General features: G+C 60.1%; 16 protein-coding genes. 8 read left to right on the top strand and 8 right to left on the bottom strand.

Features of this window, described 5'->3' with window-relative positions; translation table 11 throughout:
• The first annotated feature begins 32 nt into the window (after positions 1-32).
• The gene (locus HU759_RS08915) at positions 33-1,496 is read left to right on the top strand and encodes a glyceraldehyde-3-phosphate dehydrogenase (RefSeq protein ID WP_017137429.1); all 1,464 of its coding nucleotides are present in this window, start codon (positions 33-35) and stop codon (positions 1,494-1,496) included.
• A gap of 162 nt (positions 1,497-1,658) precedes the next feature.
• Here HU759_RS08915 and HU759_RS08920 read toward each other — a convergent pair whose 3' ends face one another.
• Together HU759_RS08920 and HU759_RS08925 are read right to left on the bottom strand one after the other, a co-directional pair.
• Entirely contained in the window at positions 1,659-2,957 is a 1,299-nt protein-coding gene (locus HU759_RS08920) for an MFS transporter (RefSeq protein ID WP_017137430.1), read from the bottom strand.
• A gap of 274 nt (positions 2,958-3,231) precedes the next feature.
• Entirely contained in the window at positions 3,232-3,774 is a 543-nt protein-coding gene (locus HU759_RS08925) for a chalcone isomerase family protein (protein WP_138454216.1), read from the bottom strand.
• A 235-nt stretch (positions 3,775-4,009) separates the two neighbouring features.
• Here HU759_RS08925 and sthA point away from each other — a divergent pair, with 235 nt between their 5' ends.
• Entirely contained in the window at positions 4,010-5,404 is a 1,395-nt protein-coding gene (gene sthA, locus HU759_RS08930) for a Si-specific NAD(P)(+) transhydrogenase (protein ID WP_017137432.1), read from the top strand.
• A 42-nt stretch (positions 5,405-5,446) separates the two neighbouring features.
• On the opposite strand, the gene HU759_RS08935 is transcribed toward sthA, so the two are convergent.
• Both HU759_RS08935 and HU759_RS08940 read right to left on the bottom strand, forming a co-directional pair.
• Positions 5,447-6,169, bottom strand: coding sequence for a glycerophosphodiester phosphodiesterase (locus HU759_RS08935; protein WP_017137433.1), 723 nt, complete (start codon positions 6,167-6,169; stop codon positions 5,447-5,449).
• A gap of 44 nt (positions 6,170-6,213) precedes the next feature.
• Positions 6,214-6,792, bottom strand: coding sequence for a PilZ domain-containing protein (locus HU759_RS08940; protein ID WP_170038819.1), 579 nt, complete (start codon positions 6,790-6,792; stop codon positions 6,214-6,216).
• 94 nt (positions 6,793-6,886) lie between these two features.
• Between HU759_RS08940 and HU759_RS08945 the strand changes: the two genes are divergently transcribed.
• Genes HU759_RS08945 through HU759_RS08955 form a run of 3 tightly spaced genes read left to right on the top strand, consistent with a single transcriptional unit; the run spans position 6,887 to position 10,136 of the window.
• On the top strand, positions 6,887-8,137 hold the full coding sequence (locus HU759_RS08945) for a lipoprotein-releasing ABC transporter permease subunit (protein WP_017137435.1): 1,251 nt from the start codon (positions 6,887-6,889) through the stop codon (positions 8,135-8,137).
• A 7-nt stretch (positions 8,138-8,144) separates the two neighbouring features.
• Positions 8,145-8,828 (top strand): lipoprotein-releasing ABC transporter ATP-binding protein LolD, encoded by a 684-nt coding sequence (lolD, locus tag HU759_RS08950; RefSeq protein WP_020372695.1) that lies wholly within the window; start codon positions 8,145-8,147, stop codon positions 8,826-8,828.
• Between the two features lie 60 nt (positions 8,829-8,888).
• Positions 8,889-10,136, top strand: coding sequence for a lipoprotein-releasing ABC transporter permease subunit (locus HU759_RS08955; RefSeq protein ID WP_056857275.1), 1,248 nt, complete (start codon positions 8,889-8,891; stop codon positions 10,134-10,136).
• Between the two features lie 105 nt (positions 10,137-10,241).
• Here HU759_RS08955 and HU759_RS08960 read toward each other — a convergent pair whose 3' ends face one another.
• Positions 10,242-11,597 carry a heavy metal sensor histidine kinase gene (locus HU759_RS08960; protein ID WP_186617506.1) on the bottom strand — a complete coding sequence of 452 codons (1,356 nt, stop codon included), beginning with the start codon at positions 11,595-11,597 and terminating at the stop codon, positions 10,242-10,244.
• Positions 11,594-12,274, bottom strand: coding sequence for a heavy metal response regulator transcription factor (locus HU759_RS08965; RefSeq protein ID WP_169985568.1), 681 nt, complete (start codon positions 12,272-12,274; stop codon positions 11,594-11,596). Before HU759_RS08965 ends, HU759_RS08960 begins: the two co-directional genes overlap by 4 nt.
• A gap of 155 nt (positions 12,275-12,429) precedes the next feature.
• On the opposite strand from HU759_RS08965, the gene HU759_RS08970 reads away from it, so the two are divergent.
• The gene (locus HU759_RS08970) at positions 12,430-12,960 is read left to right on the top strand and encodes a cupredoxin family protein (protein WP_026013731.1); all 531 of its coding nucleotides are present in this window, start codon (positions 12,430-12,432) and stop codon (positions 12,958-12,960) included.
• A 66-nt stretch (positions 12,961-13,026) separates the two neighbouring features.
• Positions 13,027-13,857, top strand: coding sequence for an NADPH-dependent 7-cyano-7-deazaguanine reductase QueF (gene queF, locus HU759_RS08975; RefSeq protein ID WP_186617502.1), 831 nt, complete (start codon positions 13,027-13,029; stop codon positions 13,855-13,857).
• A 75-nt stretch (positions 13,858-13,932) separates the two neighbouring features.
• Here queF and HU759_RS08980 read toward each other — a convergent pair whose 3' ends face one another.
• Positions 13,933-14,199 (bottom strand): DUF4404 family protein, encoded by a 267-nt coding sequence (locus tag HU759_RS08980; protein ID WP_017137441.1) that lies wholly within the window; start codon positions 14,197-14,199, stop codon positions 13,933-13,935.
• A gap of 110 nt (positions 14,200-14,309) precedes the next feature.
• Positions 14,310-14,918 carry a phosphatase gene (locus HU759_RS08985; RefSeq protein WP_099548682.1) on the bottom strand — a complete coding sequence of 203 codons (609 nt, stop codon included), beginning with the start codon at positions 14,916-14,918 and terminating at the stop codon, positions 14,310-14,312.
• A gap of 195 nt (positions 14,919-15,113) precedes the next feature.
• Between HU759_RS08985 and HU759_RS08990 the strand changes: the two genes are divergently transcribed.
• Positions 15,114-15,803: a VacJ family lipoprotein gene (locus HU759_RS08990; RefSeq protein WP_065929195.1), complete on the top strand. Its 690-nt coding sequence runs from the start codon at positions 15,114-15,116 to the stop codon at positions 15,801-15,803.
• The last annotated feature ends 34 nt before the right edge of the window (positions 15,804-15,837 follow it).

The raw sequence follows: 15,837 nt of genomic DNA on the forward strand, positions 1-15,837 counted from the left end.
GGCATAATGTAGCCCCTTTTTTCTGCCCCTACATGTGGAAGGTTCCCGTGACTCAGAAGCCCGACCAGTGTCTTGGTGAATGGATCGACCGTGAAGCACTCGCTGAAGCGATGATTCCGCTTATCGGTCAGCTGTACCGCAATAACAATGTGGTGAGCTCGATCTATGGCCGCAGCCTGATCAACCAGTCAGTCATCGCGATTCTCAAAGCCCATCGCTTTGCTCGCCATCGTTCTGCCGACGACAGCGAACTCTCCGTCCACGAAACATTCCCTCTGCTTAAAGCCATGAGCGAGCTCAAGCTCGGCGCGGCTTCGGTAGACCTGGGCAAGTTGGCTTACAAGTTCCGCAAAGAAGGTGCCGGCCGCAGCGCCGAGCAGTTCGTGCGTGAAGAAATGGCCGATGTGGTTGGCCAGCAAAACGCTGCAGCCCGCAAAGGCACCGACGTGGTGTTGTACGGCTTCGGTCGTATCGGCCGCCTGCTGGCGCGCATCCTGATCGAAAAAACCGGTGGCGGCGACGGCCTGCGCCTGCGTGCCATCGTGGTGCGTAAAGGCGCCGAGAACGACCTGACCAAGCGTGCCAGCCTGCTGCGCCGCGACTCGGTACATGGCCCGTTCAACGGCACCATCGTCATCGACGAAGAAAACAACACCATCACCGCCAACGGTAACCTGATCCAGGTGATCTACGCGAAGAACCCGGCCGAGGTGGATTACACCCAATACGGCATCAAGGACGCACTGCTGGTGGACAACACCGGTGTATGGCGTGATGCCGAAGGCCTGGGCCAGCACCTGGCCTGCCCAGGTATCGACCGCGTTGTACTGACTGCGCCTGGCAAGGGCAAGCTCAAGAACATCGTGCACGGTATCAACCACGGCGAAATCACCGCTGACGACAAGATCGTGTCCGCTGCTTCCTGCACCACCAACGCCATCGTGCCGGTGCTGAAGGCTGTGAATGACAAGTTCGGCATCGTGAATGGTCACGTTGAAACGGTTCACTCGTACACCAACGACCAGAACCTGATCGACAACTTCCACAAAGGCGATCGCCGCGGCCGTAGCGCCGCGTTGAACATGGTGATCACCGAGACCGGTGCCGCCACCGCTGCTGCCAAGGCCCTGCCTGAGCTGGCCGGCAAGCTGACCGGTAACGCGATCCGCGTACCGACGCCGAACGTGTCGATGGCCATTCTCAACCTGAACCTTGAGAAAGCCGCCACCCGCGAAGAGATGAACGAGTACCTGCGCTACATGGCGCTGCACTCCGACCTGCATAAGCAGATCGACTTCGTTAACTCGCAGGAAGTGGTGTCCACCGACTTCGTGGGCTCGCGCCACGCCGGTGTGGTCGACGCTGAAGCGACCATTACCCAGGACAACCGCGTTGTTCTGTACGTGTGGTACGACAACGAGTTCGGCTACAGCTGCCAGGTGGTTCGTGTGATGGAAGACATGGCCGGGGTTAACCCGCCAGCATTCCCGCGCTAAGCCTTTGCGGTAAATGAAAAAGCCCCGACTGGTTCGGGGCTTTTTTGTGGCTGTTGGTTTTGTGGTGAATATCAGGGCCTCATCGCAGGCAAGCCAGCTCCCACATTTCGACTTGTGAACACCGTCAAATGTGGGAGCTGGCTTGCCTGCGATAGCGGTCTATCAGGCGCCGCCAACCACCGAAGCCTGCGCCGTCCGCAGTTCATGCCGATTGCCTTTAAACAGCACCAACGTCGCAATCAGCCCCAACACCGCCGCACCACTGAGCCAAATCCCTGGCGCCGCCTTGTTATCCAGCACATGGATCAGGTAAGTACAGGCCGCCGGCGTAAACCCACCAAAGGTCGCCGTTGCCAGGCTATAAGCCAGCGAGAATCCAGTGGTGCGCACTTCAATCGGCATGATCTCGGTAAGCGCCACCACCATCGCCCCGTTGTACGAGCCATACAGGAACGACAACCACAACAGCACGATCAGCAGATGGCTGAAACTCGGATTCGCCACCAGCCACGACAGCGCCGGATACGCTGTGAGAATTGCCAGAATCGTCGCACCCAGCAGCAAGGGTTTGCGCCCGATCTTGTCGGACACCGCGCCCATCACCGGCAGCCAGATAAAGTTGGAGATGCCCACGCACACCGTCACCAGCAATGCGTCGAAGTCAGACAGGTGCAGTTCGGCCTTGCCGAAGGTCGGGGTGTAAGCGGTAATGAGGTAGAACGACACGGTGGTCATCACCACCAGCGCCATGCCGGCGATGACGATGCCAAAGTTCTGGCCGATCGAACGCACGATTTCCTGCAGGGTAGGGCGGTGTTTACGTGCCTGGAACTCTGGGGTTTCCTCCAGCGAACGGCGAATCACGAAGATCACCGGCACGATCAGGCAGCCGATCAGGAACGGCACGCGCCAGCCCCAGTCACCCATCTCTTCCGGGCTTAGCCAGTGGTTGAGGCCCACGCCGAGCAAACCGGCGAACACCACCGCAGCCTGCTGGCTGGCGGACTGCCAACTGACGAAAAAGCCCTTGCGGCCCGGTGTGGCGATTTCTGCCAGGTACACCGAGACACCGCCCAGCTCGACGCCGGCAGAGAAACCCTGAAGCAGTCGACCGAACAGCACGATCAGCGGCGCGGCCACACCCAATGTGGCGTAGCCGGGCACGCAGGCAATCAGGATGGTGCCGGCGGCCATCAAGGCCAGCGTGATGACCAGGCCCTTTTTGCGGCCGTGGCGGTCGATATAGGCGCCGAGGAAGATTGCGCCCAGTGGCCGCATCAGGAAACCGGCGCCGAAGGTCGCAAGCGATAGCATCAACGAGGCAAACGCGCTGTCGCTGGGAAAGAAGGTCTTGGCAATGGCCGTGGCGTAGAAGCCATAGACCATGAAGTCGAACATCTCGAGGAAGTTGCCGCTGACAACGCGAAAAATCGCTTTGCCTTTGCCCGTGGTAGTGGACATGTCATGCACTCATGTTGGCTGTCTTATTAGTGATCCCTGGTCATCATTCGTCCTTGCTGTAGTTTTGTAACCATATGTGTATTGGCCATTACCGGCAATAAAAATTGATAGCAAGCATGACTAAATGCGCAGTTGTCGAGGGCGATGAAAATCAAATGTGGGAGCTGGCTTGCCTGCGATAGCGGTGTGTCAGTCCGCAAATGAGTGGCTGACCCACCGCTATCGCAGGCAATCCAGCTCCCACAGGGTTCTTTGGTGTTTTTGGGGGCGTTGGTTAGTTCAGGAGGGCGTTGCGCAGGCTGTCCGACAGGCCTTTCGGCGCGAGCCAGATACCGAGGTAGGCCTTTGCCAATTCATCATCGCGACTGCTGAACACCACTTGCTCATTGATCTCCAGGCTCAGCCCACGCCCAGGACGAAAATCCAGGGCGTAACGGTCACCGCTGCGAATGTTGCGGAAACTGGCGTGCAGTTGGTCCAGCTCAGGCTTCAGGCGGGCGAGGGTTGCAGCGGATTGCTGACGTTCAAGGGTAGCCGTAGCGGCCTTGATCACATCATTGCGGTCGATGTCGCGAAAGTAATACAGCGCCAGGCGCACAGCCTTTTGCTGGTCCCAGGCCTGTTTGGCGCTGATATCAGCTGGAGCGTACAGCGCGGCCGCATACACATCCGCCCAGAGATACACCAGCACCGCCTGGTTTTTCAGCGCCAGCTCATGCGTTTGCGCAGCAAAACCGGCTTGCTTAAGCCGACTCGCTTCACTGGCGTGCGCTGTCAGCGAAAAAATCATCATTAAACAGAAAACCACATGCCGCATAATGGCCCCGCCTGCGAAGGTGCGTGTCAGCAGTGTAATGCCAGTTTGCAGTTCCTGTAGTAAAGGCAAGACTGGCCTACGACGCGACCAAGGGTTAATGTGCGCGGCGTTGAGCCTTATATAGACTGTGCCCCGGCTCACACACTTGAGCCAAAAATTTCCTTCATGCCCGCTGGCCGCGGCATGATTTAGCCAGGCGTCCAACCGTACGCCTGGCCTGTTCTGAGGAGTACGCATGGCTGTCTACAACTACGACGTGGTGGTACTGGGTTCCGGCCCGGCTGGAGAAGGTGCGGCAATGAACGCCGCCAAAGCGGGGCGCAAGGTGGCGATGGTCGATAGCCGTCGCCAGGTCGGCGGTAACTGCACCCACCTGGGTACCATCCCGTCCAAGGCCTTGCGTCACTCGGTGCGCCAGATCATGCAGTTCAACACCAACCCGATGTTCCGGGCCATTGGTGAGCCGCGCTGGTTCTCGTTCCCGGACGTGCTTAAAAGCGCCGAGAAAGTCATCTCCAAGCAAGTTGCGTCTCGCACGGGTTACTACGCCCGTAACCGCGTCGACCTGTTTTTTGGCACCGGCAGTTTCGCCGACGAGCAAACCGTCGAAGTGGTCTGCGCCAATGGCGTGGTCGAGAAGCTGGTGGCCAAGCACATCATCATCGCCACCGGTTCGCGCCCGTATCGCCCAGCCGATATCGATTTCCACCACCCGCGTATCTACGATAGCGACACCATCCTGAGCCTGGGCCACACCCCGCGCAAACTGATCATCTATGGCGCCGGCGTGATCGGCTGTGAATACGCCTCGATCTTCAGTGGCCTGGGTGTGTTGGTGGAACTGGTCGACAACCGCGACCAGTTGCTGAGCTTCCTCGACTCGGAAATCTCCCAGGCGTTGAGCTACCACTTCAGCAACAACAACATCACCGTGCGCCACAACGAAGAGTACGAGCGGGTCGAAGGCCTGGATAACGGGGTGATTTTGCACCTCAAGTCCGGCAAGAAGATCAAGGCCGACGCCTTGCTGTGGTGCAACGGCCGTACCGGCAACACCGACAAGCTGGGCATGGAAAACATCGGGGTCAAGGTCAACAGCCGTGGCCAGATCGAAGTGGATGAGAATTACCGCACCTGCGTACCGAACATCTACGGTGCCGGTGACGTGATCGGCTGGCCGAGCCTGGCCAGTGCTGCGCATGACCAGGGCCGTTCGGCCGCTGGCAGCATCGTCGACAATGGCAGCTGGCGTTATGTGAACGACGTGCCGACCGGGATCTACACGATTCCCGAGATCAGCTCGATCGGCAAGAACGAACACGAACTGACCAAGGCCAAGGTGCCTTATGAAGTCGGCAAGGCATTCTTCAAGAGCATGGCGCGTGCGCAGATCGCCGGTGAGCCGCAAGGCATGCTGAAGATCCTGTTCCACCGTGAAACCCTTGAGGTTCTCGGCGTGCATTGCTTCGGCTACCAGGCCTCGGAGATCGTGCACATCGGCCAGGCGATCATGAGCCAACCGGGTGAGCAAAATACCCTCAAGTATTTTGTAAACACCACGTTCAACTACCCGACCATGGCCGAAGCCTATCGGGTAGCGGCCTACGACGGCCTCAACCGGCTTTTTTGAGCGGCTCCGGCCGGTGGCCTGAGCCGGCCGGGGAGACCGATTTCAGTAATTCTCGAGGGTGGCAGTGGCCAAACCGGGAAAGTCTGTAATCAGGCTATCTACGCCGAAGTCGGCGAGCCTGCGCATCAGCGCAGGTTCGTTGACCGTCCACACGGACACGTGCAAACCCTGACGCTGGGCTTTTTCCAGGCGCTCGGGGGTGCACAACGTCCAGTTCAACGCCAAGTACTCACAGCCGTAGTTCTGCGCGACCTTCAACGGGTCGAGCCAGGCGTATTCGGCCACCAGGCCGCGTGACAGGTCCGGGGTGAGCTCAACCGCCGCTTTTAATACTTCCCGAGAACTTGAGGTCACGGTGACCTTGTCCATCAGGCCATGCCGCACGGCCATCTCGCGGATCGCCAGCACAGTGGTCGCGGCGCGGGTGCGCGAGGCACTTTTGACTTCCAGCTGCCAGTGATCGAAGTCGCACTGTTCGAACAGTTCTTCCAGGCGCGGAATCGGGCACGGTTTGACCCAGCCTGGGCCACCTTTGCGCGCGTCCATCTTTACCAGGTCTGCCGCCGAATACTCGACGACCTTGCCGCGCCGGTCGGCGGTGCGCTTGAGGGTCGGGTCGTGGATCACCATCAACTCGCCGTCCATGGACAGGTGCAAGTCCAGTTCGCAACGGCGTACACCGTGCTTGAGGCACTCCTGAAAGCTGGTCAGGGTGTTTTCCGGTGCTTCGCCTTTGGCACCGCGGTGGCCGTAAATCAGGGTCACAGTTGCTCCTTTGCGCCAGATAGGCTGGCGTGTTCAATACGTATTCAGAGGTCGTCGCTTTGTTCCCGCGCCAGACGGCGTTCCTGTGCCTGTTTCTGCAGGATATAGCGCGCCAGCAACTGGCGTTGGGCGTCGGTCATGGATTCGAACTCCGTGCCCACGTCAAAACCATCGCCTTTGGGCTCGCAATGCGTCACGCGTGCGCGCAGCAGCAGGCCGAGCGCCTGGGGCATCAGCACCAGCTTGACCGCCAGGTGCGCGCCGGGCGCCAGCGGCGTGGGGCGCTGGAAGTCGATGCCGCCTTCGGAGATGATCACCGGCTGCGGTGCGCCGACTTCGTCCAACAGACCACGGGCCATGATCTGGCTGAGCAGGTCCACGCGTTTGTTCTGGACTTTGAGAAAGGCCGCCAGGCTGCGATCTTTCTCGCTGATCTGGCGCAGCAGGTGCTGGGCTTCGAATTCGCTGAGGTGCAGTTCGCTGAGCAGATTGAACAGCGGGGAATCATCCAGCAACACTTCCTTGCTCGCCGCTTCCGGGGCAGACAGTGTGCTGATTTGAAGTGCGATCATGTCGTCGATACGGTAGTATTCGCGGCGTTCTTCTTCATCTAATGTCGACATGGCGAACCCCAGGTAACGGTAATGGTCAGAGTGTAAAGCTGCTTACCAGACCCCGCCACCGGGACGTCTTCTTTTCCTCCGAACAAGCCCCGACATGTTCAGACCTCTCTTCGTATTTATCGGCACGCGTTATACCCGTGCAAAGCGCCGCAATCATTTTGTGTCGTTCATTTCCCTGACCTCGATGATCGGGCTCGCCTTGGGCGTGGTCGTGATGATCGTGGTGCTGTCGGTGATGAACGGCTTCGATCATGAGATGCGCACCCGCGTGCTGGGCATGGTGCCCCACGCGACCATCGAGTCCGATGAACCCATCAACGACTGGCAAAGCCTGGCCGCCAAGGTCAAGCAGAACCCCAAGGTAGTGGCCGTTGCGCCGTTTACCCAGATGCAGGGGCTGCTGACCAACGACGGCAAGGTGCAGAAGATCCTGCTCAATGGCGTTGACCCGGCCCAGGAACGTAACGTGTCGATCATCGACAAGTTCATGTTGCAGGGCAAACTCGACGACTTGGCACCCGGCAGCTTCGGCATCGTGATCGGCGACAAGGCGGCGGCCAAGCTCGGCGTGGGCATCGGCGACAAGCTGACCTTCGTCGCGCCGGAAGTCACCGTGACCCCGGCCGGCATGTTCCCGCGCATGAAGCGCTTTACCGTGGTCGGCACCTTCCACGTCGGCGCCGGCGAAATCGACGGCTACCTGGGCCTCACCAACCTTACCGACCTGGCCCGCCTGCATCGCTGGCAGCCGGATCAGGTGCAGGGCCTGCGCCTCAAGTTCAACGACCTGTTCGATGCACCGCGCGGCGCGTGGGAAATCGCCCAGCACCTGGGCGACTCGCAGTACTACGCCCGCGACTGGACCCGCACCCACGGCAACCTCTACCAGGCCATCCGCATGGAAAAAGCCATGATTGGCCTGCTGTTGCTGCTGATCGTCGCCGTGGCTGCGTTCAACATCATCTCCACGCTCGTGATGGTGGTGAACGACAAGAAGGGCGATATCGCCATCCTGCGTACCCTTGGCGCCACGCCGGGCCAGATCATGGCGATCTTCATGGTGCAGGGCACCGTGATCGGCGTAGTCGGCACCTTGATCGGTACCGCCGTCGGCATTCTGGCCGCGCTGAACGTCAGCGCCGCCATTGCCGCGCTGGAAAAAGTCATCGGCCACAAGTTTCTCAACGCTGACGTCTACTTCATCGACTACTTGCCGTCCCAGGTTCAGGCCCAGGACGTGTTGATGGTGGGCGGCGCCGCGTTGCTATTGAGTTTCCTTGCCACCCTGTATCCAGCCTGGCGCGCGGCACGCACCCAGCCAGCACAGGCCTTACGTTATGAGTGAATCGGGCATGAGTGAAAAAGCTATCTTGAGCTGCCGCAACCTGGGCAAATCCTACGAGGAAGGCCCGGAGTCGGTAGTGGTGTTGTCCAACCTGCAGCTGGAACTGCACCCGGGCGAGCGCGTGGCGATCGTCGGCAGTTCCGGTTCCGGCAAAAGTACCTTGCTCAACCTGTTGGGCGGCCTGGATACGCCTTCCGAGGGCAGCGTGTGGCTGGCCGGCGAAGAACTGTCGGCACTGGGTGAAAAAGCCCGTGGCCAACTGCGCAACCGTTCGCTCGGTTTTGTGTACCAGTTCCACCACCTGCTGCCGGAATTCACCGCACTGGAAAACGTGTGCATGCCGCTGCTGATCGGCAAGACCGCGATCCCGGAAGCCCGCCAGCGCGCCAAGGCACTGCTGGAGCGCGTTGGCCTTGGCCATCGCCTGGAGCACAAACCGGCGGAACTGTCCGGCGGCGAGCGCCAGCGTGTGGCCATCGCCCGTGCCCTGGTCAACAACCCAGGCCTGGTGATGCTCGATGAGCCGACCGGCAACCTCGACTCGCATACCGCGCAAGGCATCAAGGACTTGATGCTGGAACTGAGCACCCAGATGCGCACCGCGTTCCTGGTGGTCACCCATGACATGAGCATGGCCCGCCAGATGGACCGCGTGTTGCACCTGCAGGAAGGTCATCTGGTCGCCATCTGACCCGTTTCAAGCCTGGCTTTTTAAGCCAGGCTTTTTCATTTTTTTAAACGGTGCCCGCGAATGTTCAGACCGTTATCGATTTTCATCGGCACGCGCTATACCCGCGCCAAGCGCCGCAACCGTTTTGTCTCGTTTATCTCGATGACCTCGATGATCGGCCTCGCCCTGGGCGTGCTGGCGATGATCGTGGTGCTGTCGGTGATGAACGGCTTCCAGCGTGAAATGAGCACGCGCATCCTCGGCATGGTGCCCCACGCCACTATCGTCGGTGTAAACCCGATTGATAACTGGCAGCCCGTGGCCGCCGCCGCGCTGAAGAACCCCGAGGTCACCGCTGCGGTGCCGTTCACACAGATGGACGGCATGTTCTCCTACAAGGGCGCGATGCAACCTATCGAGATCAGCGGCGTTGACCCGGCCCAGGAAGGCAAGGTGTCGATCGTGGCCCAGCATATCGTGCGCGGCAAACTCGAAGACCTGAAGGCCGGCGAGTTCGGCGTAGTGATCGGCGACATTACCGCTCGGCGCTTTCGCCTGAATGTGGGCGACAAGCTGACCCTGATCGTGCCGGAAATCAGCACGGCCGCACCGGGTGGCATCACCCCGCGCATGCAGCGCCTGAACGTGGTCGGTATCTTCAAGGTCGGCGCCGAGCTGGATGGCTCCATGGCCCTGATCAACATGGCCGACGCCGCCGAGATCCAGCATTGGCAGCCGAACCAGGTGCAAAGCGTGCGCCTGGCGGTGAAAGACTTGTACGCGGCCCCCAAGGTTTCGGCCGACATTGCCGCGAGCCTCGGCGCCGACTACAAGCCGGATGACTGGACCCACACCCAGGGTAGCCTGTTCAGTGCCATGAAGATGGAAAAGACCATGATCGGCCTGCTGTTGCTGATGATCGTCGCCGTCGCTGCGTTCAACATCATCGCCACCCTGATCATGGTGGTGAACGACAAAGGCGCGGACATCGCGATTTTGCGCACCATCGGCGCCACGCCACGGCAGATCATGGCGATCTTCATGGTGCAGGGCACGGTGATCGGTATCGTCGGCACCTTGATCGGCGGCGTGCTGGGCGTGATTGCGGCGCTGAACGTGAGTGAACTGGTGGGCTGGCTGGAGCGCGTGACCGGGCAGCATATCTTCAGTTCCGACGTGTACTTTGTCAGCAACCTGCCTTCCGAGCTGCAAGGCGGCGATGTACTGCTGATTTGCACGGCCGGGTTTGTGTTGAGCTTTATGGCGACGATTTACCCGGCGTATCGGGCGGCGAAGATTGAGCCGGCGCATGCCCTCAGGTATTCGTAAACGCTAAGACCGCTATCGCAGGCAAGCCAGCTCCCACATTTTGATGTGTGAATACATTCGAATGTGGGAGCTGGCTTGCCTGCGATAGGGCCGGCCCAGCTTGCATCAATCCCCCTTGGGCAACTCAATCACAAACCTTGTCCAGCCCATTTCAGACTCACAATAAATCCTCCCCCCATGCGCCCGCACAATCGACTGGGTAATCGCCAACCCCAGCCCAGCATGCTCGCTGCTGCCTTCACGGCGCGCGGGGTCTGCCCGGTAGAACCGATCAAATAATTTAGGCAGTAAGGCCGCTGGAATACCTTCCCCGGTATTGGCGACAGTCAGCGTCACAGCCTGTGCGCTTTCCATAATCCGCACCCGCACCTCGCCACCCACCGGGGTAAACCGCAGCGCGTTATCCAGCAAGTTCGACACGGCCCGGCGCAACATACCGCGATCGCCCGCCGTTTGAGCCGTGCCTTCGCACACCAGATTGACCTGCGCGTCTTCGGCCAACAGCGCAAAAAACTCCAGCAACGCCTCCACTTCATCGTGCAGCGCCAGCGCTTCGCGCTTGGGCATCAGCAGGCCATGGTCGGCTTTGGCCAGGTACAACATGTCATTCACCAACTGCGCCATCCACTGCAACTCCTCCAGGTTGCTGTGCAGCGCCTCGCGGTAGTCCTCCAGCGGGCGCGGCTGGGTGAGGATCACCTGGGTTTGAGTCAGCAGGTTCGACAGGGGCGTGCGCAGTTCATGGGCGATGTCGGCGGAGAAAGACGAGAGGCGCTGGAACGCGCCGTCGAGCCGCCCCAGCATCGCGTTAAACGCCTGGGCGAGTTCGGCCAGTTCCACCGGCATTTGCGCCTGGGGCAATCGTTGGGTCAGGGAGTGGGCCGACACGCCGGCGGCCACTTCACTCATGCGCCGTAACGGCCGCAGCCCGCTGCGCGCTGCCCATGCGCCGAGCAGCGCGGTGGCCAGGGCGGACAAGCCGACCGTGAGCCAGATCAACCGCTGCATGCGTTGCAGAAAGTGCTGGTGGTGCGTGATGTCGAGGATCAGCGACAGTTGCGGCGAGCCGGGTTGGCCCGCCAGCAACGGCGCGTTGTACACGCGGTAGTCGGTGCCCGCGTTTTGCAGGCTGTGCAGGCCGGGTGCTGCGGGCAGCGTGACGCTCGGCGCGCCATCAAACCAGCGTTGGCCGGCGGCGCTGATGCGCAAGGCGAGGTCCGGCTGGCGGCTGAGTTCGGCACGCAGTTGCGCTTCTCGCGGGGTGAAGGACGCCAGTGAGTCGACACCCTGCAAGGTGCTGCGCAGCGCGATCAGTTTGCCGTCGAGTTGCTGCTGGTCCAGCTCGATAAAGTGCGCTTCGCTGGCCTGGTTGAACAACACGCCAGCGATGAGCGAGACCACCGCCGTACAGCCGGCAAACAACAATGCCAGACGGCTGGCCAGGGACAGGCGCGCAATCAATTGCACCGTTCCTCCAGCACATAGCCCATGCCGCGCACGGTGTGGATCAGCTTGGTGGGGAAGTTGTCGTCGACTTTAAGGCGCAAGCGGCGGATCGCCACTTCGATGATATTGGTGTCACTGTCGAAATTCATGTCCCACACCTGGGAGGCAATCAGGCTCTTGGGCAGCACTTCGCCCTGGCGGCGCAGCAGCAGTTCGAGCAGGGCGAACTCCTTGGCGGTGAGGTCGATACGCTGGCCGCCGCGCTCGACGCGGCGGCGGATCAGGTCCAGGCGCAGGTCGGCCAGTTGCAGCGTGGTTTCCTGCGGGGTGCTGCTGCCACGGCGCAACAGGCTGCGCACCCGCGCCAGCAATTCGGAAAAGGCGAAAGGCTTGACCAGGTAATCGTCGGCGCCCAGCTCAAGGCCGTGCACACGGTCTTCCACGGCGTCGCGGGCGGTGAGGAACAACACCGGGATTTCCAGGCCGGCACTGCGCACGGCGTGCAGAATTTGCCAGCCGTCGCGGCCGGGCAGCATCACGTCGAGGATCAGCAGATCGTAATCGCCGGTCAGGGCCAAATGCTGCCCACTCGTGCCGTCGGCCACCAACTCGGTGGTAAAGCCAGCCTCGGTCAGGCCCTGGCGCAGGTAGTGGCCGGTTTTCGGTTGGTCTTCAACGATCAGCAGTTTCATGGGCAACTCGTGGCGACAGGTGGCGATGGGCTTTATACCGTGGGCGGCAGCGTCAGGGCGTAACCTGACAAAGTTGTAATCTAGCAGTCAGCTGGCTGGCAGCAGAGCCATCTTAAAGTGCTGACCAAGCTGGACACACTTTTTGGAGAAGCGTCATGGCGTTGCGTACACCTCTGTTATTGGCGGGCTGTTTGTTGGCATTGAGCGTTAATGCAATGGCTGATGAGGCTCACACCTACGCGTTTGGTCACCCGGCACCGGCCGATAAAGCCACGCGCACCGTAGAAGTAACCCTGCAGGACATTTCCTTTTCGCCCAAGGCTCTGGATGTAAAAGCCGGTGAGACCGTGCGCTTTGTGCTGGTCAACAAAGGCCAGTTGCTGCACGAGTTCAACTTGGGTGATGCGGCGATGCACGCCGAACACCAAAAAGAAATGCTCAAGATGCAGGCCAGCGGCATGCTCACGGCCACCGGCATGGGCAAGATGGACCACGCCGCCATGGGGCATGGCGATATGGGCGAGATGGGTGGCATGAAGCATGACGATCCCAACAGCGTGCTGGTGGAACCGGGCAAGACCGCCGAGCTGACCTGGACCTTCAACAAGGCCACCGGTCTTGAATTTGCCTGCAACATTGCGGGGCATTATCAGGCGGGCATGGTCGGCAAGCTGACCGTTGAGTGAGGCGATTCTTAAGGGCGGGAGCAAAGGCTGGTAGACTGGCGCGGTTTATTTAGCCAGGTTTCCGCCATGCATCCCGCAGCCGAACATTCGCCGCTGGGCAAGTCCAGTGAATACATCTCCACCTACACGCCGTCGTTGCTGTTTCCGATCCCTCGCGCCGCCAAATGGGCCGAGCTGGGCCTGACTGCCGAAACCCTGCCTTATAAGGGCGTGGATTTCTGGAACTGCTTCGAACTGTCGTGGTTGCTGCCATCGGGCAAGCCGGTGGTGGCCATCGGTGAATTCAGCATCCCGGCCGAGTCGCCGAACATCATCGAGTCCAAATCTTTCAAGCTGTACCTCAACTCGCTGAACCAGACCGCGTTTGCCGACACGCAAAGCCTGGAAGCCACCTTGCGCACCGACCTCAGCGCCGCCGCCGGCCTGCCTGTGAGTGTGCGTATCCGCAGCCTGGCCGAGGTTGAGGCTGAAGGCGTGATGGCGTTGCCGGGGGCGTGCATTGACGAGCTGGACATCAGTGTCAGCAACTACGAGCACCCGCGCCCGGAGCTGCTGCGTTGCGACGACTCGCGCATGGTTGAGGAAAGCGTGCACAGCCACCTGCTCAAATCCAACTGCCCGGTCACCAGTCAGCCGGATTGGGGCAGCGTGGTGGTGGAATACCGTGGTCACGCGCTGGATCACGCCAGTTTGCTGGAATATATCGTGAGCTTTCGCCAGCACTCGGACTTTCATGAACAGTGCGTGGAGCGGATCTTTTTGGACTTGCAGCGGTTGCTCAAGCCAGAGAAGTTGACGGTGTATGCGCGTTATGTGCGGCGCGGTGGGTTGGATATCAACCCGTATCGCAGCACGGAAGATGTGCCGTTCCAGAACGTGCGCCTGGCTCGTCAGTAGCCGTCACACAAAACAAATGTGGGAGCTGGCTTGCCTGCTCCCACATTTTGGTTCTGTGTTTGGCTTGGGGCCGGGTTAGATCCCCATGTTGCCCAAGGTGATCATGATATTGCGCAATGTCCCGGAAATGACCGGGTGTTCGGCATCGAACTCTATGGCTGCTTGATTCACATCGTCGGAAATACTGGGCGTTTGGGTGGCCGGTTCAAGTTCGAGTTGTAATTCGAACTTGGCAATCAAGGCTTCCAGTGCTTCACGTTTTTCTTCAGACAGCGGCGGTTGCTGTTCCAACTGCCCGCGCAGGATGTTGACCTGTTCTTCAAGCTTTATGCGGTCAGGCATGACGTTCTTCCTTTTATCGATAGGCACTGGCATAGACCGCGGCACGCCGTGAAAGGTCTACGGGCTGACCTGTAGATTAATCCACCGGCGCCTTGAGTGCATGATCTCTATCAGGGCTTCTCGCCTTTAAGCTGGCGCAGGCTGATATCCGCCAGGCAGGTGCCCAGCTCGCCAAGGTGATCGATCACCGAATGCACGCCCAGCCCATACAGCGCCACCGTGGCTTTGCCGCGCTTGTGCTCGCGCTGTTGTTCGGTCAACGCCTGCCATTGCTCAGGTGACAGGCCGCACAGCGAGCCGCAGGACGCCAGGCCGATGGTCCATAACCCGGCATTCAGGCCTGATTGCAGCAAACGCGGCTCGCCGCTGACCAGCACACAGCCTTCGAGGCGTTCGATATTCAGTGCCATCAAGGCTTGCCAGCAGGCATGTGGCGCCGGCCAGCGGAGGGAGGAGGGCGGTGTTGCCTTCACCCAGTCGGGCAATGCGGCCGACAGGGGTGTGGTCACCGAGGCGGGCAGTTCATCCAGCCAGGCGCAGGGCACGCCTTGGTCCTTGAGGCTGCGCAGAATCTTCAGCGCGCCGGGCGTGGCCTGGGAGTCGGGGCAGGGCGAGTCTGTGCGGGCCTGGGAACCGAAATCCACCAGGCAGCCACTCAGGCCAAACAGCACGGCAGTCAAGGTGGGGGCGCTGGCTATGGCAATTTCGGCGTGAGGCATTTCGACTTCCCTGAAATAGCTACGACGCTATCCGGGCTGCATGACAAGCGGATGACACTTAACCTGTTTGTAGGAATTTTGTGCATTTTGCGTATGTCGTTTCCTCGTTACTGCCTAAATCCACACATCCGTCATATACTGACGGTCTTATTCAGGGCATAGCGCCCATGACAGATCATTCAAGGAGCCAAAGCTATGCGCTGGAGCCAGTACTTCGCTCAGCTATCTGTGTGTGCAACTATCCTGCTCGCCCCCTTCGCGGCCCAGGCTGCGTCGGAAGACGATCCATGGGAAAGCGTCAACCGCCCGATCTTCACCTTCAACGACACCGTTGATACCTACGCGCTCAAGCCGATTGCCCAGGGTTATCAATTTGTAACCCCGCAATTTGTACAAGACGGCATCCACAACTTCTTCCGCAACATCGGCGATGTCGGCAACCTGGCCAACAACGTGCTGCAGCTCAAGCCGCACGCCGCTGGTGTGGACACTGCCCGCCTGTTGATGAACACCACCTTCGGCGTGCTTGGCTTTGTTGATGTGGGCACCAAAATGGGGCTGCAACGCAGCGATGAAGACTTCGGCCAGACCCTCGGCTACTGGGGCGTCGGCAGCGGTCCTTACGTGATGCTGCCGCTGCTCGGCCCAAGCACCCTGCGTGATGCGCCGTCCAAATACGTCGACAGCTACACCCAACCGTACCGCTACATGAACGATATCGGCTGGCGCAACAGCACCTTCGGCCTGAACATCGTTGATACCCGTGCCAGCCTGCTCGACAGCGAGAAGCTGATCACGGGCGACAAATACACCTTTATCCGTAACGCTTACCTGCAGAACCGTGAGTTCAAGGTAAAAGACGGCAAGGTCGTCGACGACTTTTAAGCCGTGACGTTTTGAAATGAAAAAAGGCGACCTC

It is taken from the genome of Pseudomonas sp. OE 28.3 (genome assembly GCF_014268205.2).
Lineage (GTDB): Bacteria > Pseudomonadota > Gammaproteobacteria > Pseudomonadales > Pseudomonadaceae > Aquipseudomonas > Aquipseudomonas edaphica.